The organism is Luteolibacter rhizosphaerae (assembly GCF_025950095.1).
In the GTDB taxonomy this organism is placed as follows: domain Bacteria; phylum Verrucomicrobiota; class Verrucomicrobiia; order Verrucomicrobiales; family Akkermansiaceae; genus Haloferula; species Haloferula rhizosphaerae.
The window spans coordinates 226,256-245,764 of the sequence record NZ_JAPDDR010000009.1; the positions used below are offsets into that span (position 1 = coordinate 226,256).

21 protein-coding genes are annotated in these 19,509 nt (G+C 63.3%); 13 read left to right on the top strand and 8 right to left on the bottom strand.

Features of this window, described 5'->3' with window-relative positions; translation table 11 throughout:
• Positions 1–12 precede the first annotated feature (12 nt).
• The 7 genes from panB to OJ996_RS18085 are packed head-to-tail and all read left to right on the top strand — an operon-like array spanning position 13 to position 3,682.
• Complete coding sequence (gene panB / locus OJ996_RS18055; RefSeq protein WP_264515044.1) at positions 13–801, top strand: 3-methyl-2-oxobutanoate hydroxymethyltransferase; 789 nt, start codon at positions 13–15, stop codon at positions 799–801.
• Between the two features lie 6 nt (positions 802–807).
• Positions 808–1,212: a hypothetical protein gene (locus OJ996_RS18060; RefSeq protein ID WP_264515045.1), complete on the top strand. Its 405-nt coding sequence runs from the start codon at positions 808–810 to the stop codon at positions 1,210–1,212.
• On the top strand, positions 1,209–1,613 hold the full coding sequence (locus tag OJ996_RS18065; protein ID WP_264515046.1) for a peptide chain release factor family protein: 405 nt from the start codon (positions 1,209–1,211) through the stop codon (positions 1,611–1,613). Before OJ996_RS18060 ends, OJ996_RS18065 begins: the two co-directional genes overlap by 4 nt.
• Before the next feature lie 42 nt (positions 1,614–1,655).
• The gene (locus tag OJ996_RS18070) at positions 1,656–2,471 is read left to right on the top strand and encodes a thymidylate synthase (RefSeq protein ID WP_264515047.1); all 816 of its coding nucleotides are present in this window, start codon (positions 1,656–1,658) and stop codon (positions 2,469–2,471) included.
• A 6-nt stretch (positions 2,472–2,477) separates the two neighbouring features.
• Complete coding sequence (locus tag OJ996_RS18075; protein ID WP_264515048.1) at positions 2,478–2,834, top strand: hypothetical protein; 357 nt, start codon at positions 2,478–2,480, stop codon at positions 2,832–2,834.
• Complete coding sequence (locus tag OJ996_RS18080; RefSeq protein WP_264515049.1) at positions 2,831–3,307, top strand: dihydrofolate reductase; 477 nt, start codon at positions 2,831–2,833, stop codon at positions 3,305–3,307. The genes OJ996_RS18075 and OJ996_RS18080 overlap by 4 nt, the downstream gene beginning before the upstream one ends.
• A 3-nt stretch (positions 3,308–3,310) precedes the next feature.
• Entirely contained in the window at positions 3,311–3,682 is a 372-nt protein-coding gene (locus tag OJ996_RS18085; RefSeq protein ID WP_264515050.1) for a DUF3127 domain-containing protein, read from the top strand.
• Positions 3,683–3,758: 76 nt separating this feature from the next.
• Here OJ996_RS18085 and OJ996_RS18090 read toward each other — a convergent pair whose 3' ends face one another.
• The 6 genes from OJ996_RS18090 to gatC all read right to left on the bottom strand — a co-directional run bounded on the left by OJ996_RS18090 (position 3,759) and on the right by gatC (position 8,492).
• Positions 3,759–4,253: a hypothetical protein gene (locus OJ996_RS18090; protein ID WP_264515051.1), complete on the bottom strand. Its 495-nt coding sequence runs from the start codon at positions 4,251–4,253 to the stop codon at positions 3,759–3,761.
• A gap of 93 nt (positions 4,254–4,346) precedes the next feature.
• Positions 4,347–5,585 carry a competence/damage-inducible protein A gene (locus OJ996_RS18095; protein WP_264515052.1) on the bottom strand — a complete coding sequence of 413 codons (1,239 nt, stop codon included), beginning with the start codon at positions 5,583–5,585 and terminating at the stop codon, positions 4,347–4,349.
• Positions 5,586–5,838: 253 nt separating this feature from the next.
• Positions 5,839–6,060, bottom strand: coding sequence for a hypothetical protein (locus tag OJ996_RS18100; RefSeq protein WP_264515053.1), 222 nt, complete (start codon positions 6,058–6,060; stop codon positions 5,839–5,841).
• A gap of 128 nt (positions 6,061–6,188) precedes the next feature.
• A complete protein-coding gene (rplI, locus tag OJ996_RS18105) occupies positions 6,189–6,662 on the bottom strand; it encodes a 50S ribosomal protein L9 (RefSeq protein ID WP_264515054.1) in 474 nt (157 codons plus the stop codon).
• A 93-nt stretch (positions 6,663–6,755) separates the two neighbouring features.
• Positions 6,756–8,183, bottom strand: a complete 1,428-nt coding sequence (gene gatA, locus OJ996_RS18110) for an Asp-tRNA(Asn)/Glu-tRNA(Gln) amidotransferase subunit GatA (RefSeq protein WP_264515055.1) — start codon at positions 8,181–8,183, stop codon at positions 6,756–6,758.
• 12 nt (positions 8,184–8,195) lie between these two features.
• Positions 8,196–8,492 carry an Asp-tRNA(Asn)/Glu-tRNA(Gln) amidotransferase subunit GatC gene (gene gatC, locus OJ996_RS18115; RefSeq protein WP_264515057.1) on the bottom strand — a complete coding sequence of 99 codons (297 nt, stop codon included), beginning with the start codon at positions 8,490–8,492 and terminating at the stop codon, positions 8,196–8,198.
• 123 nt (positions 8,493–8,615) lie between these two features.
• Between gatC and OJ996_RS18120 the strand changes: the two genes are divergently transcribed.
• Positions 8,616–9,698 carry a peroxiredoxin family protein gene (locus OJ996_RS18120; protein WP_264515058.1) on the top strand — a complete coding sequence of 361 codons (1,083 nt, stop codon included), beginning with the start codon at positions 8,616–8,618 and terminating at the stop codon, positions 9,696–9,698.
• A gap of 12 nt (positions 9,699–9,710) precedes the next feature.
• Here OJ996_RS18120 and OJ996_RS18125 read toward each other — a convergent pair whose 3' ends face one another.
• Positions 9,711–10,310 (bottom strand): HAD-IA family hydrolase, encoded by a 600-nt coding sequence (locus OJ996_RS18125; RefSeq protein WP_264515059.1) that lies wholly within the window; start codon positions 10,308–10,310, stop codon positions 9,711–9,713.
• Positions 10,311–10,415: 105 nt separating this feature from the next.
• Here OJ996_RS18125 and OJ996_RS18130 point away from each other — a divergent pair, with 105 nt between their 5' ends.
• Positions 10,416–12,344 (top strand): hybrid sensor histidine kinase/response regulator, encoded by a 1,929-nt coding sequence (locus OJ996_RS18130; protein WP_264515060.1) that lies wholly within the window; start codon positions 10,416–10,418, stop codon positions 12,342–12,344.
• Here OJ996_RS18130 and OJ996_RS18135 read toward each other — a convergent pair.
• Positions 12,329–13,462 (bottom strand): MGDG synthase family glycosyltransferase, encoded by a 1,134-nt coding sequence (locus tag OJ996_RS18135; protein WP_264515061.1) that lies wholly within the window; start codon positions 13,460–13,462, stop codon positions 12,329–12,331. The genes OJ996_RS18130 and OJ996_RS18135 overlap by 16 nt on opposite strands.
• 86 nt (positions 13,463–13,548) lie before the next feature.
• Here OJ996_RS18135 and OJ996_RS18140 point away from each other — a divergent pair, with 86 nt between their 5' ends.
• The 4 genes from OJ996_RS18140 to OJ996_RS18155 all read left to right on the top strand — a co-directional run bounded on the left by OJ996_RS18140 (position 13,549) and on the right by OJ996_RS18155 (position 19,395).
• Positions 13,549–14,655 (top strand): hypothetical protein, encoded by a 1,107-nt coding sequence (locus tag OJ996_RS18140; RefSeq protein WP_264515062.1) that lies wholly within the window; start codon positions 13,549–13,551, stop codon positions 14,653–14,655.
• Positions 14,656–14,777: 122 nt separating this feature from the next.
• On the top strand, positions 14,778–16,964 hold the full coding sequence (locus OJ996_RS18145; protein WP_264515063.1) for a sulfatase family protein: 2,187 nt from the start codon (positions 14,778–14,780) through the stop codon (positions 16,962–16,964).
• Positions 16,965–17,041: 77 nt separating this feature from the next.
• Positions 17,042–17,824, top strand: coding sequence for a hypothetical protein (locus tag OJ996_RS18150; protein WP_264515064.1), 783 nt, complete (start codon positions 17,042–17,044; stop codon positions 17,822–17,824).
• A gap of 152 nt (positions 17,825–17,976) precedes the next feature.
• Positions 17,977–19,395, top strand: coding sequence for an AsmA family protein (locus OJ996_RS18155; RefSeq protein WP_264515065.1), 1,419 nt, complete (start codon positions 17,977–17,979; stop codon positions 19,393–19,395).
• Positions 19,396–19,509 lie beyond the last annotated feature (114 nt).

A 19,509-nucleotide genomic window follows, 5' to 3' on the forward strand; every position in this document is an offset into this window, starting at 1 on the left:
TTCCAAGCTGCCGTGACCGGTCCCGAAAAAGTCGCCGCCCTCGCCCGCCGGAAAGCCTCAGGCCCGCCGCTCACCATGCTGACGGCCTACGACTACCCGACCGCCCGCCTCTTCGATGATGCCGGGGTGGACATGCTCTTGGTCGGCGATTCGCTAGGGATGGTGGTACTCGGCTTTCCGGATACCACCCACGTGACCATGGACCACATGCTCCACCACGTGGCCGCCGTGGCCCGGGCCAAGCCACGGGCGCTGGTCATTGGTGACCTCTCCATCGGCACCTATCCCGATCCCGAAACCGCACTGGCCAACGCCCGCCGCCTCGTTGCAGCCGGAGCGGAGGCCGTGAAGCTGGAAGGCGGCGTCCGCCAGGCAGCCAAGGTCCGCGCAATCGTCGAGGCCGGCATTCCCGTCTGCGGGCATCTCGGCATGCTCCCCCAACGCGTTCTGGAGGAGGGTGGCTACAAAAAGAAGGGCAAGACTCCCGAGCAAAGCGCCGCCATTCTGGAGGGCGCCCGCGCGCTCGAACAAGCAGGCGCCTTCGCCATCGTTCTGGAAAGCGTGGTGCCCTCCGCCGCGGAATGGATCACCTCGCAGATCGGCATCCCCACCATCGGCATCGGCAGCGGTGAGCACACCTGCGATGGCGAAGTGGCCGTAGCGACCGACCTCATCGGCACCTTTCCCTGGTTCGTGCCTCCCTTCGCCAAGCCGGAGGCCAATCTTGCACCTCAGATCACCGCCGCCGCCGCTGCCTATTGCCGGCGGGTCCAGAGCGTTCCGATCTCCCATCCCGGCTAGAGGGGCATGCCAAACATCGTTCTGCGCCACTCCAGCGATTCGGATCGGTTGATCGCCGCCGTCGAGTCCTTGGGCTACGAGTTGGAGCGCAAGTGGGCTCCGGGCGATCGCTATCTCAAAAGCCGGACGCACGAAACCTACGGCTTCAATCTATGCCTCGTGTCGGACAGGGATGAAAGCCTTCTGACCGAATGCTTGGAAGAAGCGCTCTACGAACTCGACGACCTGAACGAAGGACTCGCCACCACCGGCCATTCGCTGCAGGGATGCTCCATGGATATCGGCGTCTTCGGCGATCCGGATACCTTCTGTCGCTCGGTGAAGCTTTCGGCAGGTCAATGCGCCTACCTCGGCAAATTGGGCGTGGATTTCGAAACCTCCTTTTACCCCTCTTCCCCGTCGCAGGCATGAGCAGCCCGGAGAAACAAGCCGCGCTGGAAGAGCGCATGGCCCGCCTCGGCATCGAGGAAGAGGACCTGCATGAAAGCTTCATCCTCGGCTCAGGCTCCGGCGGACAGAAGATCAACAAGACCAACTCCTGCGTCTTCCTGAAGCACTTGCCCAGCGGGCTCCAGACCAAGTGCCAGGAGAGCCGCTCGCGGGAAACCAACCGCTATCTCGCCCGCGAGGCCCTCTGCGATGCCTTCGAAGGCATCAAGCGCGACAAGGCCACCGCGCAGAAGCAGGCCATCGAGAAAGCACGCCGCACCAATCGCAAGCGCTCCCGCCGCTCGAAACAGCGCTCGGTGGCCGAAAAACGCCAGCTCTCCGAGAAGAAATCCCTGCGCCGCACCCCGGGGCAGGACGAGTGATTTCCATTTCCCATACCCCGCAGCCCTGCTAATCCTGTAGCCATGAAAACCTACCTTGATCTGATGCGCGATGTGCTCGAACACGGCGAGGATCGCGCCGACCGGACGGGCACCGGTACGCTTTCGGTTTTCGGTCGCCAGGTCCGCTACGACCTCCGCGAAGGTTTCCCCTGCCTCACGACCAAGAAGCTGCACCTTCGCTCGATCATTCACGAGCTGCTCTGGTTCATCAAAGGCGACACGAACATCGCCTACCTGAAGGAGAATGGCGTGCGCATCTGGGACGAGTGGGCCGATGAGAGCGGCGAGCTCGGCCCCGTCTACGGCCGCCAGTGGCGTTCCTTCCCCACCCCGGATCAGGATGGGCGCACCGTCGATCAGATCGCGGAGCTCGTTCACGGCCTGCGCGGGGATCCCCACTCGCGCCGCCATCTCGTGGTCGCGTGGAATCCGGGCGAGATCAACCGCATGGCCCTGCCGCCCTGCCACTGCCTCTTCCAGTTCTTCGTCCATGATCCCGACTCGGATCGCCCCGGCCTCTCCTGCCAGCTCTATCAACGCTCCGCGGATCTCTTCCTCGGCGTCCCCTTCAATATCGCCTCTTACGCCTTGCTCACCATGATGCTCGCGCAAGTCTGCGGCTTCGAGGCGCGCGAGTTCATCCACACCTTCGGTGACTTGCATCTCTACAAGAACCACGTCGACCAAGCGGCCGAGCAACTCCAGCGCAGCCCGCGCGCTCTGCCCAAAATGTGGATCAATCCGAAGATCGCGGAGCTCGACGACTTCACCTTCGAGGACTTCCGTCTGGAGAACTACGATCCCCATCCGCACATCAAGGCGGAGGTTTCGGTGTAAGTCATCATGCTCCGTCTCGAGCACCGCCGGCAGCGCCCTCTCAGCAATCGCCACTTCGCCCGGCGCATGCTGCGCTGCGCCGCCATCGCCGGTGGCATCACTCTGATCGTACTCTCCATCGGCATCGCCGGTTACCACTGGATCTGCGGCTTGGGATGGGTGGATTCCTTCCTGAATGCCTCGATGATTCTCGGCGGCATGGGCCCGGTGAACGAGATCGCCGGGGATGCCGGGAAGATCTTCTCCGGCTGCTACGCCCTCTTTTCGGGCTTGGCCTTCGTCGCCTTGGCAGGCTTCCTCGTCGCGCCGGTCGCGCACCGGATCTTGCATCGCTTTCACTACGAGGAGGACCAGGAATCGTGAGCCGTTTGATCGCCATCGTCGCCATGACCCCGCAGCGGATCATCGGCCGGAATGGAACCCTGCCCTGGCACTTGCCGGAGGATCTCGCCTTCTTCAAGCGCACCACCTCCGGGCATGCCATCGTCATGGGCCGCAAGACCTACGAGTCGATCGGCAAGCCGCTCCCGAAGCGTCGCAATATTGTGCTCACCCGCGATCCCGCCTGGAGCGCCCCCGGCGTCGAGGTGATCCACTCCCCCGCCGGGCTTGCGGCGATCACCGCTCCGGACGAGACCGTCTTCGTCATCGGCGGTGCCGAGATCTACGCCGTCTTCCTCGATCACCTCGATGAAGTGCTCGTCTCGCACGTTTTCGAGAATTACCCGGGTGACACCGCGCTCCCGGTATTCGAGCATGCCTTCACCTCTCCGGAACTCGTCGAATCCCACGCCGCTTTCGAAGTCCTCCGCTATCAACGTCCAACTTCCCACTGAGCCATGGCCCAAACATTCGAACTCGAAGGAACCCTCAAGCACATCCTCGACCTCCAGACCTTCGCCAGCGGCTTCAGCAAGCGCGAGTTCGTCATCGAAGTGCCGGACGGCAAGTTCCCGCAGATGATCAAGTTCGAGTGCGTGAAGGATAAGACCGCCATGCTCGACAAGCTCGGGCCCGGCGACACCGTGAAAGTCTCTTTCGACATCCGCGGCAGCGAATATAAGGAGCGCTTCTACGTGAACCTGAACGCATGGAAGATCACCAAGACCTCCGGCAGCACCGCGGATGACGGCGACGGGCACCGCACGAATTCCTCCATGGACGCCAGCTTCGACAACGAACCGGACATGTCCGACGACATCCCGTTCTGACAGAAAGAAGCTGCCGCTTGAAAAGCTGTGTCTTCCCCGAAAGGTATGGTCATTCGGCCAAATGGCGCGTTTGGCATCACTCTTCCTTCAGCATCACCGAACGTATCGGCTGAGTTAGAATCACACCGGAGAACCCACCAGATGCTCCCCACTTGAACAACCCTCGCGAAGGATCAAAATCTTCCACGTTCACGAAACCCACAGCATTCTCTTTTACCAATACCGGCCTATATCGGAAAGCGGCGAGGACCTCCTTGTTTTCCTCAAATACGATAAACCCGAATATTCCGCGTTTGAATGGAACATCAAGCCATGCATACTCTCCTCCACGGTCCGAAAAACTGCCTGCCTTGAATAGACCGAGAACCTTCTCGCGCTTCTTTTGAACAGAAGTTATCTCAAACCGGCTCCAACTGTCGTCTGTCGGCTCGACAAACCACACGTTGATGCTGCGCTTTCTCTTCTCCAAAAGGCTAACGAAATCCTTATAACCTTGGCGGTCTGCCGGGAACCCGTTATCTGCAAAAGCCCACCCGGAGCAAAAAAGCAGGGCTAGAAGACAAATCTTCATCCCTTGCATCTCAAAACGTCTCTTCCCAGACATGTCGAAGGGTCCGGGAAAGGGGCAAAGCAAGTCAAGTCCTCAACAGCCCGAGGAATCTACCTACCAGCCCTTCAGCGCCAGCTTGCGAATCCCATCCAACGCACTCTGGCTTGTCGCCAGCTTGAAGTCCTTCCGATTGCGCGGGTGAACCTGCTTCACCGCCACGGTGCGATGCCCCTTGGCCGCCCACGCGATCCACACCGTCCCCACCGGCTTGTCCGGCGTGCCGCCATCCGGTCCGGCGATGCCGGTCACCGCCACCGCGATATCCGCACCGCTGACTCGTAGCGCACCCTCTGCCATCGCACAGGCCACCGGCTCGCTCACCGCACCATATTCATCGAGCAAGGCCTGCGGCAGGCCTAACAGATCCCGCTTGGCCTCGTTCGCATAGGTGATGAAGCCGTGGGTGAATACCGCGCTGCTACCGGGAACATCCGTGATACGGTTCGAGATCAGCCCGCCGGTGCAGCTTTCGGCGGTGGCAAGCTTGAGACCCTTCTCGGTGAGCAAGCGCACTACGACCGTCTCCAGGTGCGAGCAGTCCTCGGAAAAAATCTGCTTCGCGAATCGCTCATGCGCGATCTGCCTCCCCGCGGCCACGGCTCCCTCGTCACCGATCAAGCGCAGATCCACTTCCCCGATGCGCGCGCAGTAACCCACCTCCAAGCCCGGGATCTCCGCGAGCTTCGCATCGATCTCCTGCTGGAGATCACTCTCCCCCACCCCGGCGATCTTCAGTTCGAGCATGCTTGGCGGCTGCGACCACCCGGCCAGCGCCACCAGTCGCGGTGCCACCTCTTGGCGGAACATCGGGTAAAGCTCCCGCGGCGGGCCCGGCAAAAGGAACACCGCGCAGTTGGCAGCCCCGTTGAGGCGCGGCGGCACATAGATCCCCGGCGCGGTACCATTCGCATTGGGCAGCACGTCCGCACCGACTAGCACCTGCGCCTGCTTGCGGTTCACTTCCGCCATCACCTTGTTGCGCACGGCGAAGAACTCCTCCAGCGAACGCATCGCCGCCTCGTCCTCGATCAACTCCGTGCCGAGCACTTCCGCCGCACACTCGCGGGTCAGGTCATCGCTCGTCGGCCCCAGACCGCCCGTCACGATCACCGCATCCGCTCGCGAGACACACTCACGCAGCGCCTGTGTGATAGCATCCCCGTCCGGCACCGTGGTCAGGCGCTGGATCCGGAAGCCGAGCTTGAACAGCTCCTCCCCGAACCACTTGCCGTGGGTGTTCAGCGTGGTGCCGAGCAGCAACTCGGTGCCGGTATTCAGGATCTCGATGCGCACGACGGGAGACAGAAGACGGGAAGACTCAAGACGCAAGACCGGAAGCCCGCCCTGACACAACCCTTTGCAAAAAATAAGGGCTCTCGCGCAGCCCTCATTCCCATCTCATTCATCGAACCCATCCGGATCCCAATCCTCTTCATCCGCGCAATCCGTGCCATCCGCGCAATCCGTGCCATCCGCGGTCAATCTGCCCGAAGCCCGGAGCGGACGACCGCCCCCACCAGCACCGCAATCAAATCCCCATCTCATCTTATCCATCCCATCCATCCCGGCCCCCAATCCCTGATCTGCGTGCATCCCTTTCATCTGCGGTTGAGCGGCAATCCCCCGGCTCGTTGCCCTCCCTTTTCTCCTTTCCCTCCTGTTCAAAATCCCCAACGGCACCGCAACCAAATCCACATCCCATCTTATCCATCCCATCCATCCCATCCATCCCGGTCCTCATCCTCTTCATCCTCTTCATCCTCTTCATCCGCTTAATCCGTGTTATCCGCGGTTGAGCGGCTGCTTTGGAACCCACCGGCAAATCGGTCTGCGCCCCAAAAAAGAAAAGCGCGACCCCGTCCGGAGCCGCGCTTTTGGAAAGATTGGGAGCGGCGATCAGCCTTCCTCTTCCTCTTCGCCGTTTGCTTCGACGTTGATGGTGAGGATGGTGCTGACTTCCGGATGGACGCGAACAACCACGTCGCTCTTGCCGGACTTCTTGATCGGCTTCTCGAGCTCGATCGCGTGGCGGTCGATCTTGATGCCTGCGGCTTCGAGCTCCTTGTGGATGTCGAGCGAGGTGACCGAACCGAAAGCCTTGCCGCCTTGGCCGAGTTCCAGCGTGAACTTCGGGCGGAGCTTGGAGATCTTGTTGGCGAGTTCCTTGGCCTGCTCGAGCTCCTCGGCTTCGCGCTTGGCGCGGGTCGCCTTGAGGTTTTCGACGTGGCGCAGGTTCGAGCCCGTTGCTTCGTAGGCCTTGCCCTGAGGAATCAGGAAGTTACGGGCGTAACCGGCACGGACCTTGACGACATCGGCTTCGGCACCGAGACCTTCGATTTTTTCGCGGAGAATGACTTGAGCGTTGGCCATGAGAGTCGTGGTCGTTCGTTGGGGCGGCGGAGGTAGGCTCCCGGAGCCCGGGAGTCAAGGGAAGAAAGCTTTTTTGGTAGAAATCGGGCCGTTTCAGGCTTGGCCCTCGGCAGCCTTCGCCACCCGCAGCAGGGTCGACTCCCCGAGGTGCGGCGCCAGAATCTGGAGTCCGACCGGCAGTTCCGTCCCCTCTCCCGACGCCACAGTGCCGCAGGGAACCGAAATCGCACAGAGACCGGCGAGGTTCGGCGCGAGGGTGAAAATGTCCGATAGATACTCGTGGAGCGGATCGTCCGCGAACTCCCCGATCTTCCGCGCCGGGCCCGGGGCTACCGGGGTCAGGATCGCATCCACCTGCCCGAACGCATTCTCGAAGTCCTTGCGGATCAAGGTCCGGACCTTCTGTGCGCGGGAATAATAGGCGTCGTAGTAACCAGAGGAGAGCACATAGGTGCCAAGGATGATCCGGCGCTTCACCTCCGGACCGAAACCCTCTTCGCGCGAACGCTGGTAAAGCGCCGCCAGATCGGCCGGTTGGTCAGCCCGCTTGCCGTAGCGAATCCCGTCAAAACGCGAGAGGTTCGAGGAGGCCTCCGCCGGAGCGATGATGTAGTAGGTCGCCACCGCGTGCTCGGTGTGCGGCAGGGAGATGTCCACCAGTTCCGCTCCCTGATCCTGCAGGCGCTTGGCCGCTGCCTCCACGCGGGCCCGGACCTCCGGGTCGATCCCCTCGCCGAAATACTCGCGCGGAATGCCCAAACGCAGCCCGGCCACGCCCTTGCCCAACTCGGCCGAGTAATCCGGCACCGGAACCTTGAGGCAGGTCGAATCGCGCTGATCCTCCCCGGCAATCGCTTGGAGTAGCAGTGCGGCATCCTCCACCGACTTCGTGAGCGGCCCGATCTGGTCGAGCGAGGAAGCGAAGGCCACCAATCCATAGCGCGACACCCGCCCGTAGGACGGCTTGAGACCCACCACTCCGCAGTGCGAGGCCGGCTGGCGGATCGAGCCACCGGTATCCGAGCCCAGCGCCGCGATCGCCAGATCCGCCGCCACCGCCGCCGCCGAACCGCCGGAGGAGCCACCGGCGATCCGAGAAAGGTCGCGCGGATTGCGGGTCAGCTGCAGCGCGGAGTTTTCCGTCGCCGAGCCCATTGCGAACTCGTCCAGATTCGTGCGACCGAAAAGCACCGCCCCCGAACGCTTCAGGCGCTCCGTCACCCCCGCGTCATAAGGAGCCGTGTAACCGCTGGCCAAGAAGCGCGAGCCGCAGGTGCAGGGCTGCCCCGTGACATTGATATTGTCCTTCAGCGCGATCGGGATCCCCCCCAGTGGCAGGGACAGATCCGCTGCAGCCGCAGCCTCCCGGGCCGCCGCCAGATCATGCGAAAGGTAGGCACCCACCTCCGCATCGCGCGCCGCAATCGCCGCCGCAAGATCATCAACAATATCGACGGCACTGATCTCGCCCGCTTGCAGGCGCTTCCGCAGGGAAGAAATCGTGGAACTGGAAAGGGACATAAAAAGAGTATCTCAAGCTTCGGCGATGACCTTCGGCACGCGGATCTGCTCCTGCGCCTGATCCGGCGCGTTCGCCAGCACCGCCGCCTGCGGCAGGCTCGGCCCCGGCTCGTCCTCCCGCATCACATCATAGACCGGCGCCGGATAAGACGTCGGCTCGATCCCCGTCACATCCAGCGCCGCCAGCGACTCCGCATGCCCCAGGATCGCCTCCAACTGCCGCTGGAATACAGCGCACTCCTCCTCGCTGAGTTCCAGCCGGGCCAGATCCGCCACATAGCGGACATTGATGTGTTGTTCGGACGCCATCGCGGGCGGATTGGAGAGGAAAGCCCCCGCCGGGGCAAGAATTGCAAGCACCACGCCGCGACATCGCCGCGACAGCCATTCGAGGGACTTGTCAGGACCCGCACCACGGATAGCGTTCCCGCCATGCGTTTTTCACTCCTCGTCCCCTTGGCCATCGCCGCGACCGCGTTCCCGGCTTGGGCCGGCACGCCCAAGGAAGCTGCCGCCATCCGCGAGGCCTACGACCGCGATTTCCAGATCTGGGTCCTGAAACTCCAGGTCGCCCCCAACGCCGACGAACGCACCAAGCTCGCCGCCATCCGCCCGGACACCGCCTCCGCCTCGCGCAAGATGTGGAACACCATCCAGCCGAACCTCGCCGAGGACTGGACCCTCGATTACGCCGCATGGCTCCTCCGCATCAGCGCCGGTCGCACCGTCCAGAATGACCAGGGCCAGCCCGTCCCCCTCATCGGCGATGCCTCCAACGCCATCCGCCAGGCCGTCGAGAAGCACCACCTCGCCAGCAAGAACCTCGCCCCGCTCTGCATGGCCGCGGTCGCCATCAACGACCCGAACTCCCTGCCCATGCTCCAGAAGATCGAGGCCCAAGCCCCCGACCGTAAGGTCCAGGGCGTCGCTGCCCTCGGCATCGCCATGCTCATGAAAAACCTCGGCGACGAATCCGAGGTCATGCGCCAGCGCCTCACCCTCCTGAAGAAAGCCATCATCGAAAGCAGCGACATCGAGATCAACGGCACCAGCGTCGCCAAGCTTGCCGAGGACGAACTCTACATCATCCGCTTCCTCAGCAAGGGCCGCCAAGCCCCGGACCTCGTCGGCACCGGCTCCGGCGGCCAGCCCATGAAGCTCTCCGACTACCAGGGCAAGGTCGTCATCCTCATCTTCTGGCGCGCCGAAGAAGGCAGCACCGAGCAACTCGTCGAGCTCGGTCGCGGCCTCCGCGAACGCTTCGCCGACAAGCCCTTCGAGGTCATCGGTGTCAACCGCGACCCCGTCGCCAGCCTCCGCGGACTTCAGGCCGATGGCCAGATCGCATGGCCGAACTTCTCCGATCCCGATAACAAGCTCGGCGCCCAGTACCGCGTCGGCACATGGCCCCTCGCCTACGTCCTCGATGGCCAGCGCAACATCCACTACGTCGGCCCCGTCGGCTCCTTCGTCGAGCTCACCGCCGCCGCACTCCTGAACCCGGAGAAGAAATAAGCCCGCAGGGCTTCAGCCCCGCATCAGCTCCCCCGCCAGCCATCGCTCGAAGGCGGCGTGATCGTTCAGGTCATACTGCCAGGACCGGAAGCCGAAGCGCTTCCCCGTCTCGATGTTCGGCCCCAAGTCATCGATGTAGCGCGTCTCCGCCGGCTTTAGCCCGTGCTCGCGGATCGCGTATTCATAGATCGGATCATGCGGCTTGATCCCCTTGGCCTCGTGCGAAAGCACCGCTCCCTTGAAGTGGCGGAAGATCTCGTACGTCTCGAAAATCCACGGGCAGTGAATCCCGTTCGTGTTCGAGAACAGGATCAGATGATGCCCACCCGCCGCCAGGCTCTCAACCACCCGCCACATCGGCTCGTTCGGCGTGAAAATGTTCCGCCACGCATCCATGAAAATCTCCGGTGTCACCTGTCCCCCGAGACTCTCGATCGCCCACGGAATGTACTCATCGTTCGGGATCAGCCCGCCCTCGAAGTCATCCTTCCTCGCCAGCAGCGCGGCCAGCTTCACCTCTGCATCCGCCGTGACTTCCGGCAGCAGGGTCACGAGGGACTTCTCGAAATGGAAGTCGAGCAAGACACGGCCGATATCGAAGAGAAAGGTCATCCGCGCGCGACCATGCCGCGAAGCCCCCGCCCTTCCAAGCGCCAAGAAGCGCCGTCGATCGCGATGACCTGTTGACTCGTGCGCCAGCCGGGAGAACCATCGGCTATGCCCGGACCCAGCGGCGACTCCCCCCTTGCCTTCCCCGATACCGCCATCTCCCCTTGGCTCAAGGACCGCAAGGGCCACTTCGACCAACTCGTAGCCTCCGTCGAGGACTACGCCATCTTCATGATGAATCCCGAGGGCATCATCCTCGACTGGAACCGCGGCGCCGAACGCCTGAAGGGATACACTGCGGCGGAGATCGTCGGCCATCACTTCTCCCGCTTCTACTCCGAAGAACAACAGGCATCCCGCTACCCGCAGAACGAATTGGAAGTCGCCACCCGCGATGGTCGCTTCGCGGAGGAAGGCTGGCGCATCCGCAAGGACGGCACCCGCTTCTGGGCATCCGTCACCATCACCGCCATCCGCTCGGAGATGGGAGAGATCGAGGGCTTTCTCAAGATCACCCGCGATCTAACGGAACGCAAGCTTGCCGAGGAAAACCTGCACCAGAGCGAGGAGCGCTTCCGCCTCTTGTTAGAGAGCGTGCAGGACTACGCCATCTTCATGCTCGACCCCGAGGGCCACGTGATGAGCTGGAATCAGGGAGCAAGACGCATCAAGCAATACGAGGCGGGCGAGATCGTCGGGAAACACTTCTCCATCTTCTACCCTCCGGAAACCCTCGCGATCGACTTGCCGCAGACACTCCTCCGCCGCGCTGTTAGAGACGGCCGTGCGGAAGACGAGGGCTGGCGCGTCCGCAAAGACGGCACCCGCTTCTGGGGCAATGTCGTCATCACCGCGCTCTATGACCCCTCGCAGGAACTCCGCGGCTTCGCCAAAATCACGCGCGATCTCAGCGAGCGCCGGCATATCGAACAACTCCAGGAGGCGGGCAAGCGCAAGGACACCTTCCTCGCCACCCTCGCGCACGAACTCAGGAACCCGCTCGCCCCGCTCCTGCAGAGCGTCGAGTTGATCGTGCAAGCCCCCGGGAACACCGCGGTCGTTACCCGCGTCGCCGAAATCGTTCGCAGGCAGGTGGATCAAATGGCTCACCTCATCGACGACCTTCTCGATATGTCCCGCATCAGCGCTGGCAAGATCGAGCTGAAAAAGTCGACCCAATCCTTGGAAAGCATCTTGGACGCCGCGATCGAAACCGCCGCTCCCCTCATCCGTCAGCACCAACACACGCTGGATCTCGATATCGCGAAAGGCCTGACGATCGAAGCCGACCCCCATCGTCTCGCCCAGATCGTCTCGAACCTTTTGTCGAATGCCGCCAAGTACACTCCTCCCGGCGGGAGCATCCGGCTGAAGGCGCAGCAAGAAGCCAAAGGCCTGCTGAAGATCTCCGTCTCCGACAATGGCATCGGCATTCCCGCCTCGCTCCAGCAGTCGATCTTCGACCTCTTCGACCAAGGCATCAGCGGCTCCGCGGAGGGCTTGGGCATCGGCCTCACTCTCGTGAAAAATCTGGCCGAACTCCACGGCGGCGGCGTGACCGTCAGCAGCGGTGGCGAGGGCAAGGGCAGCGAGTTCACCGTGCTCCTGCCGATCATCATCGCCTCCGAGACCGCATCGGGATCCCCCGCCCCGCATGCCCCCGTCCGCAGGCTGGGACCCGCACGCGTTCTGGTGGCAGATGACGGTCGGAATGCCGCCGACATCCTCTGCATGTTTTTCGACATGGAGGGCATGGATACCGAGGTCGCCTACGATGGGGAAGAAGCCGTGGAAGTCGCCGCAAGCTTTGCTCCGGACTTCGTCTTCCTCGATCTCGGCATGCCCAAGCTTGATGGCTATGAGGCCGCGCGACGCATCCGCAGGCTTCACCCGCAGACCGTCTTGGTCGCCCTCAGCGGCTGGGGCACGGAGGAAGATCGCCAGCGCTCCGCGGCAGCGGGCTTCGATGCTCACCTGTTGAAGCCCGCCAAGCCGGATGACTTGCGTGCCATTCTGAACCGTCACGGCTCGGCATGAATCGGCGGGAGTTCCCCGCCTTTGCAGCGCGCCAGAATGTGCTTCGCAGCGGAGATCGCCCCGGCATTCCGGCCGTGCAGCTCCAGCTTGCGCTTCATCCCTCGCCACAGCGCGGCATCGTCCGCCAGTAGATCCGCCACCGCGGTCCGCAGCGCCTCCGGACTCTCCGCCAGCTTCCCCGCACCGATCATTTCCAGCAGCCGCAGGTTCCCTTCTTCCTGCCCCGGCACCAGATGGTGCACCAGCATCGGGCACCGCGCCGCGATCGCCTCGTGCACGGTCGCGCCGCCTGCCTTCCCCACCACCAGGTGGTGGGAGTTCAGCAGCGCCGGCACCTTGCGTGTCCAGCCCTTGATCTTCACCCGCCCGGGGAAGGCATCCTTGATCTCCTTTGCCTTCTTCCAAAGGTGTCGCACGTTCTTGCCCAGGATGATCGTGATATGCGTCCGCGGTGAGGTCTGCAGGATCGCCTTCGAGATCCGCCGCACGTGCAGCCGCCGCCCCGTGGTGAAGTAGAGCACCTTGAAGGGCTCGCAGGGATCCTCCGCCGGCAGCGGCTCCATCCGCGAGAAGTCCGGATGCACCGGGAAGCCGGTGTCGATCAAGCGCTCGCCCGGCAGGCCGGACCGCATCATCGCCGCCCGCGTGTGCGGATCGGAGACGATCCACTCGCCGCTCGGCGCCTTGATCCAAGCCGCGTTGATCTCAATCGAGTCGGTCACCACCGTGAAAAGCTTCGGCTGGTGGATCTTCCCCACCAGCAAGCGCTCCATGAAGTAGGGGTAGAGTGGGTAGGTGGATACCACCGCGTCCGGCTTCCAGTCTTCCACCAGCTCGCCCAGCTTCCGCTCCGGCTTGCGCATCAGCGGCATCCGCTGCTTGGAGAAGTCCACCTCGTCCGTCTTCAGATACACCCGGTACCACAGCCGCGGCGCACGGGTGGTGATGATCCGGTAGCCCTTGCAGATCCACTTCGTGCTCACGGGCGCACCCAGCATGCAGGGATCCGCCACCCGGGCTTCCGCCCCCGCCTCTTGCAGCGCCAGCGCCAGATTCCGGGCCGCGCTGTTGTGCCCTTCCCCGAAGGCGGCGGTACAGATGAGTATTCGGGCTGGCATCGTCGGGTGTCGGGCGCTTCTTAGGTCAAAGCCGGGCATTGCGTCGAACGGCATTTACGGCTTTCGTTCCCCCGTCTCTCGTTTTCATGCCCGATCCCGATCCTACACCGAAGCTCCGCATCCTGGACGAAGGGGATGCCGCGGCGGAACAACCGGTGGTCCGTCTGGGAAAAAGCGGAGAAACCCTCTCGGCAGCCAGCAAGCCGATGGCCGGACCTGCACCTGAAACCGCGGAACGGATCGAGGCGGAGGGCCGGGAGAATTTCGATGGCCGCAGCATTGATCCTACCATCGACGCGATTCTCGACCCGCAGGAAGCGGCTGAGAACATCGAGCAGCCATGGGGCCGGGAAGGCACCCGACTTGCTGGCATTCCTTACGGCTGGTTTATTCTCATCGCCTTGGTCGTTGCGGGAGCCGGGGTTTGGTCCCTGCGCTCCATGAAGAAGGGCGAGGAATCCGTGGTCAGGGTCCAGGAAACGGTGCGGGAGAAGGTCGAGGAGGACGAGAAAAACGAGGCCGCCGCGCTCGAACTCGTCGGCGCGGTCGAAGCCGCCGCCAGGAACTACCTCGCCGCCGATACTCTTGAGGAGATCCTCCCCTTGGTTCGCGAGCCGGAGCGGGTCCGCCCCCTGATCGAGGAAACCTGGGCTGCCAATCCGCCCCGCTCCCGGCGCTTCAAGCGCCTCGCCATGTTCCAGCCCGCGGTGATCGAGGGCAGATCCTTCTGGGTGATTCAGGCCGAGATTGAGGACGCCCCTTCGGAAAGCCTTCTCCTGGAAGAACTAGCGAACCACGGGGTGAAGGTCGATTGGGAGACCCAGGCCTGCTACCAGCCGCTCCCTTGGGACAGCTTCGCCACCACCCGCCCTGTAGGGAAAAGCTTGGAATTCCGGGTTTGGGCCACGCCGGACAACCACTACAGCCACGAATTCTCCAGCTCCGGAAAGTGGAACTGCTTCCGACTGACGGCCAAGAACTCGGACGAGCACGTCTTCGGCTACGCCCCGCTTGAGAGCGAGGTGGCCAAGAAACTGATCGCCCTCTGCCGCGGCTCCCGGCATGGCACTGCCACCGTGATCCTCAGCCTGAAGGTGCCGGACCAGGGCAATTCCCCCCGCGGAGTCCTCATCGAGAAGATCGTCGAGCCACGCTGGGCCCGGGTGCCCCCCGCGGCCAAGAACGCGCCTTGACCCGCGGAGATCGCCTGCGAGCGTCGCGCCCGCCGGACGCGATGGATTCGCCCTTTCCCCGGCGTATCCTGCCCGGTCCCCGGCGAGCGCCGGCCCCCGGCTCCTTCATTGCCTAGCTTCCGATGACCCGAGATTCTTCATCCGCCCCGGCTTGGCGTCCTCTCTTGAGAGGCGCAGGCACCGGGATCGCGTTCTTCTTGGCTTGGCTCTACGCCCGCGCCCTCTGGACCCTCGCGAATAGCACCGGCGGCATGGACAACAAGTTCAGCAAGCTTGCCCGCGAGGACTATCTCTCCTTCCTGATCGGTCAGAACCTGATCGTGCTCGTCGCCTACCTGCTCCTGTGGATCGCGGCGCTGTTCCTGATCGTGCCACCGCTCGCCGCGATTGTCCGCCGCAGTCCTTGGCGTGGCCGCGGCTCCATCGCCATTCCCGCCCTGCTGCTCGCGATGCTGCTGCATGAGTATTTCATGCTGCGCTTGATCCAGAGCCGCCCTTATTTCCTCTCGGAGGGACAGTTCGGCAGTTGGTTCTACGGCATCCTTCAGGCACCGCCGGAAGCGTGGCGTCCGGGCATCAATCGCGCGCTCTTCTCCATCCTGCCATGGGTGGTTCTCATGCTGAGCGGCTGCTGGTGGATTTGGGCATTGCGGGCGAAACCACGCCTGCGCCTGATCGCCACGTCTTTGGCGCTTCTCGCCCTCGCCTCGATCGGTATCGCTTCGATTCCGCGCCAGGTGGAGGTGCAGGCCAAGCAGGCGCAGGACCGGCCGATGAACATCATCGTCATCGCCTCCGATTCCCTTCGTGGTGATCGTCTCGGTTACTCGGGCTATAGGCCGCGCCGCACCGATGGCGTGGCCGCCGCCGGGGTCTCGCCGAATATCGATGCCTGGGCCCGGGATGCGGTCCGCTTCGAGCGCTGCTACGTCCCCATGGCCTCCACGCTGGAGTCCGCGGTATCGGTGATGTCTTCCACCTACCCGCACACGAACCGGATCCGCCACATGTATCCGGATCGCGAGACGGTCGAGGCATCCGGGAAGGTCATTCAGCCCATCGCGCAGGTGCTGAAGGAAAAGGGCTACGATACCGCCGCCATCGGCGATTGGTGCGCGGGCTTCTATGAGATGATGCCCCTCGGCTTCGAGGACATCTCGGTGTCGAGCTTCGATAACTTCCGGATCTACATGAGCCAGGCCGTCTTCATGGCTCACTTCGTCGTGCCGCTGTATTTCGATAACCGGCTCGGCTACGAGATCTTCCCGCAGGTCGGCTCCTTCGCCCAGTTCGTCACGCCGGAAGTGGTGACCCGCCGCGTCGAGGACAAGCTCGCGGAGCAGGCGAAGAGCGGCCGCCCCTTTTTCTGGCACGTCTTCTACTCCTGCAATCACCTCCCCTATCGCTGCGCGGAGCCTTACAACACGATGTTCACCGACCCCGCGTATCAAGGGAAGAACAAGACTGGGGTGGACTTCGATATCGACGAGTTTGTCAGCGGCACTGCACTGGAGGACAAGATGGGCGCACTGCCGGATGCGGATATCCGCCAGATCCGCGCGCTCTACGACGGCTGCACCCGCCAGTTCGACGATTGCTTCGGTCGCATCCGCGAGGCCCTGCGCCGCCACGGCATGGAGGACAATACGATCGTGGTCGTCACCGCCGACCATGGCGATGATCTCTATGAACCCGGCGTGACCCTCACCCACGGCTTGGGCTTCAATGGCGGGGACCACTGCTTCCACATCCCGCTGGCGATTCGTGTCCCCGGCATCTATCCCGCCAGCATCGCCGAGCAGGTGCGGAGCATCGATCTCTCCCCCACTCTTCTGGATCTGGTAAACACCGCCCGCCCCGCCTCGTGGGAAGGTCAGAGCCTGGCGGGCTGGATGCGCGGCACCGGGAAACCGCAGGACCTCCCTTACTTTGGCGAGACCAGCTTCCCCTTCATCCAGTTCAAGGTGCCGGGCGTGGAACGCCCTCATCTGCCCCCGATGGATGAGCTCACCACCATCGAGCCGGCCTTCAATCATCAATTCGTGATGAAAAAGGAGTATGACGAGCCGGTGCGGATCGCGAAGCAGCGTTGCCTGCGCACCCGCGATTGGAAGGTCGTCTGCACTCCTTGCAGCGAGGGCGACCGCCATTTCGGACTCTTCCATCTGGCGGAGGACCCGGACTGCCGCCGCGACCTGTCCACCGAGCGCCCGGAGGTGCTCGCGCCGATGGAGAAAGCCCTCACCCGCTGGATCGACGATCATCGCGAAACCCCGGTCAGCGAGATTTTCCCGCAGGGTGAGCCGTAAAGAGCTCCCGATTGCCGCTTGAGTTTCCGGCGTAAGCGGAAATGCTTCCGCCTCTCCTCCGGCTACCGATTGCCTCCATGAAATTCGCGCTTTTCCCGCTTGCCGCCCTCACCTGCACCGCAGCCTTCGCCGCGGAGGCCCCCAAGATCTTCACGGACCTGCTCCCCGCGGATACCCCGATCAAGGGCGAGATCGTCGTGGTCGTTCCCCCGCCGGAACTGGACAAGTACATCGCGAAGGTGGAGCAGGCCGCCCGCAAGGATCCCGAGTGGTTCAAGGAACACGCTAAGAACGGCAAGCCCGGCGTACCCCTGCCCTACGACGAGCGCCTCGGCCTGACCAAGGAGGAATACGACGACTACCTCAAGACCTGGGGCAAACGGGAATTCAAGCCGGTGGAACCCGTGGCCATCCAGCTCAAGGGCGACAAGGAAGGCCGCTGGACCGTCAATATGACCGGCGGCGCCCAGAATGTTTCCACCCTGAAGTACGACCCGAAGGAAGACGCCTTCAAGTCCCCGAACGGCACCCTCAAGCGCATTGAGGACGTTTCCGCGGATGCCGATAGTACTCTGGGTGCCTGGTCCGGCTCCGAGTGGAAGTTCGAGGAGCAAGGCTCCTTCGGCACCACCAAGGAGAACTTCGCGATCGGGAAAACCGCGGACAAGAAGTACGGACTCGTCGTCTATCGCTTCCAAGAGGTGTCCGGCCAAGGCACCCGCCTCGCTGACCGCGGCATGGTGGTACGCTTCCCGCTCGGTGCCGCTGGCATCATCAAGCCGAAGGCGGCCCCGGCCCCGAACGCCAAGCCCGCGCCGGCCCCCAAACCGGCTCCTGCTCCGACCAAGAAGAAAAAGTAAGCGGGCCCCGGCCACAGCAGGCGCGGTGGTGACCTCGCGGAAGCATTTGCGGACACCGAACCGCACAAAGCTTCCGCCCATCGCTCTTTTCCCATCCCATCCATCCTATCCATCCTGGTCCAAATTTTTGGCCCGGATGAGGATCTCGAAAAATGCCCGACGAGCCGATCCGCTCTTCCCGGTGGAAACGCAGGATCCGCAATGTCCTGCTCGGTCTCGTCTGTACTCCGCCGCTGCTGCTCGCAGCCGGAAATCTCGCATTGGCCACTCCATGGGCCAAGGCTGCGCTGGCCCGTAGCGTGAAGGCCCGCACCGGCTTTGACGCGGAATTCGGTGCCGTATCATGGACTCCTTGGAGTGGAGCACGTCTCGGCAATTTCCAACTGCTTCAGCCGGAGCCGCTCCGGGCCCTTGTGCCCGAGCCCTTGCTCGCATTGGAGGAAGTCGAAGTCCATCCGTACTGGAAACCCCTTCTCAAAGGCGACCTCCAGCTCGCGACGATCCGGCTCAAGCGCCCTCGCTGCGCCATCCCCATCGAGTTGCTCGCAAGCCTGGCACCCCGGGAAACCGGACCCCTCGCTTCGGGACCAAGCATCGCAGCACTTCCTTCCGCGACTGACACCCCGCCATTCTCGGCCCCCTCCTCCCCGGCGGATGGCACCGTTCCCAAACCGCAGCCACCCGCCACTCCCGCAGACGCGCCGCCTCCCCCGGCTCCGGGCGAAGAACGCGCTACCACTTGGGTGGAGATCGAGGAGGGACAACTCGACTTCTTTCTCGGCGCCACCAACGTGATCAAGCTCTCCAGCTTCGGCGGAAAGATCCCGGTCGCGGGAGCGCCTGCTGAGGGCCACTTCTCGGGCGAGTCGATCTTGGCGATCGGCCAAAGTCTGTCCCCGGGCTTTGACCTACCCCTTGGGTGGAAGGGTCCGGAACTTCGCGTTGGCCCCGGCGAGATCATGGTCTCCGGCACCCGCGTAAGGCTCGAAGTCGCCCTCGGCCGCTTGCCGGGCCTGCCCTTTGGCGCGGACCTGATGGTTGCGGAGCAGGCAGTCGATGCCTCCGCTGCTTTCGCCAAGCGCCAGCCTCGGGCCGCTCGGGTCACCGCCCGGGCTCAGGGTGGCGGCTTCATCCTCGTACCCGGCACTTGGCGGGCCGCAGCCGGACTTGCGGTGCAGGAGCTCACCCTCCAGAGCACCAGCGGCGAGATCCGCTTCTCCCAAGCCGGATTCACTGCCACCTTGGAAGGCGGCACCTTGCTTTGCCCGGAAGCCAAGCTCATCGGCGATTCAATCTCCCTCCTCGGGAATGGCCGCATCGACCTCGGAGGCGAAACCAACGCGGTACTGCGCGGCGTGATGCCTCCCGAAGTTGCCGCTATGTGGAAAGGCAAGCTCGAGAAGATGGGCGTGGCCGTCCCGCCGGTCTTCACCCCGCTCGAAACTCCCGATCGCGTCTACATCGATCTACGATGGGTCTCGTACCCCGGCGGACAAGGCATCGAGTTCGGGCCGGGAGGGCCGGTACTGCCCTTGCCACTGGCGATGGCTGTGGTAATCGGCACCACCTGAAGCGCAATGACCTTGAGTGCCGGGGAAACCCGATGAACCACGGGCTAAGCGGATTCTTCGGATTCGAAGCCAGCTTGGGAGAATAGCCGTTCCTCTCTAAACCCAAAACTCGCA

Bases quoted from the DNA above. Each gene is read 5' to 3' on its own strand.
- OJ996_RS18145 (WP_264515063.1), top strand. From the start codon at position 14,778: ATGACCCGAGATTCTTCATCCGCCCCGGCTTGGCGTCCTCTCTTGAGA.
- OJ996_RS18075 (WP_264515048.1), top strand. From the start codon at position 2,478: ATGCTCCGTCTCGAGCACCGCCGGCAGCGCCCTCTCAGCAATCGCCAC.
- OJ996_RS18120 (WP_264515058.1), top strand. From the start codon at position 8,616: ATGCGTTTTTCACTCCTCGTCCCCTTGGCCATCGCCGCGACCGCGTTC.
- OJ996_RS18150 (WP_264515064.1), top strand. From the start codon at position 17,042: ATGAAATTCGCGCTTTTCCCGCTTGCCGCCCTCACCTGCACCGCAGCC.
- OJ996_RS18135 (WP_264515061.1), bottom strand. From the start codon at position 13,462: ATGCCAGCCCGAATACTCATCTGTACCGCCGCCTTCGGGGAAGGGCAC.
- gatC (WP_264515057.1), bottom strand. From the start codon at position 8,492: ATGGCGTCCGAACAACACATCAATGTCCGCTATGTGGCGGATCTGGCC.
- rplI (WP_264515054.1), bottom strand. From the start codon at position 6,662: ATGGCCAACGCTCAAGTCATTCTCCGCGAAAAAATCGAAGGTCTCGGT.
- gatA (WP_264515055.1), bottom strand. From the start codon at position 8,183: ATGTCCCTTTCCAGTTCCACGATTTCTTCCCTGCGGAAGCGCCTGCAA.
- OJ996_RS18155 (WP_264515065.1), top strand. From the start codon at position 17,977: ATGCCCGACGAGCCGATCCGCTCTTCCCGGTGGAAACGCAGGATCCGC.
- OJ996_RS18130 (WP_264515060.1), top strand. From the start codon at position 10,416: ATGCCCGGACCCAGCGGCGACTCCCCCCTTGCCTTCCCCGATACCGCC.
- OJ996_RS18085 (WP_264515050.1), top strand. From the start codon at position 3,311: ATGGCCCAAACATTCGAACTCGAAGGAACCCTCAAGCACATCCTCGAC.
- OJ996_RS18125 (WP_264515059.1), bottom strand. From the start codon at position 10,310: ATGACCTTTCTCTTCGATATCGGCCGTGTCTTGCTCGACTTCCATTTC.
- OJ996_RS18060 (WP_264515045.1), top strand. From the start codon at position 808: ATGCCAAACATCGTTCTGCGCCACTCCAGCGATTCGGATCGGTTGATC.
- OJ996_RS18070 (WP_264515047.1), top strand. From the start codon at position 1,656: ATGAAAACCTACCTTGATCTGATGCGCGATGTGCTCGAACACGGCGAG.
- OJ996_RS18140 (WP_264515062.1), top strand. From the start codon at position 13,549: ATGCCCGATCCCGATCCTACACCGAAGCTCCGCATCCTGGACGAAGGG.
- OJ996_RS18065 (WP_264515046.1), top strand. From the start codon at position 1,209: ATGAGCAGCCCGGAGAAACAAGCCGCGCTGGAAGAGCGCATGGCCCGC.
- OJ996_RS18100 (WP_264515053.1), bottom strand. From the start codon at position 6,060: ATGAAGAGGATGAAGAGGATGAAGAGGATGAGGACCGGGATGGATGGG.
- OJ996_RS18090 (WP_264515051.1), bottom strand. From the start codon at position 4,253: ATGAAGATTTGTCTTCTAGCCCTGCTTTTTTGCTCCGGGTGGGCTTTT.